Below are 383 nucleotides of genomic sequence, written 5' to 3'. Positions count from 1 at the left end.
GGAAGTCCTGGAGACGACCCGCCAGGTCGACACCCTCGTCCTGGACAAGACCGGCCCCATCACCACCGGCCGGATGACCCAGCTCGCCGTCCACACCGCCGACGGCGTCACCGAGGCGGAAGCGCTGCGCCTCGCCGACCGGATCTCCGCCGTCTTCGTCCCGGTCGTCGTGCTGATCGCGCTCGCCGCCCAGGTCGGCCGCATCCTCGCCACCGACAGCCCGACGGCGGAGTGCCCCGCCGACGTGGAGGCGGCCCTCCTGGCCGGCGCCCCCGGAGTGGGCGTCGCCGACGCCGACCTCGACCGGGACGGACTCGCCGGTGAGCATCGAGGCGTCGACGGCGGAGGTGCCCTCGACGACGACGCCGTCGGTGGCGAGGATG

Annotated in this window: 1 pseudogene; it reads right to left on the bottom strand. The window is 74.7% G+C overall.

Annotated features, from left to right (window positions below):
• Nucleotides 1-229: 229 nt before the first annotated feature.
• A pseudogene (locus tag PUR71_RS00115) lies at nt 230-383 on the bottom strand (P-type ATPase); the annotation flags it as partial.

Source organism: Streptomyces sp. SP17BM10, assembly GCF_036322405.1.
In the GTDB taxonomy this organism is placed as follows: domain Bacteria; phylum Actinomycetota; class Actinomycetes; order Streptomycetales; family Streptomycetaceae; genus Kitasatospora.
This window is presented reverse-complemented; position numbering and strand designations above follow the sequence as displayed.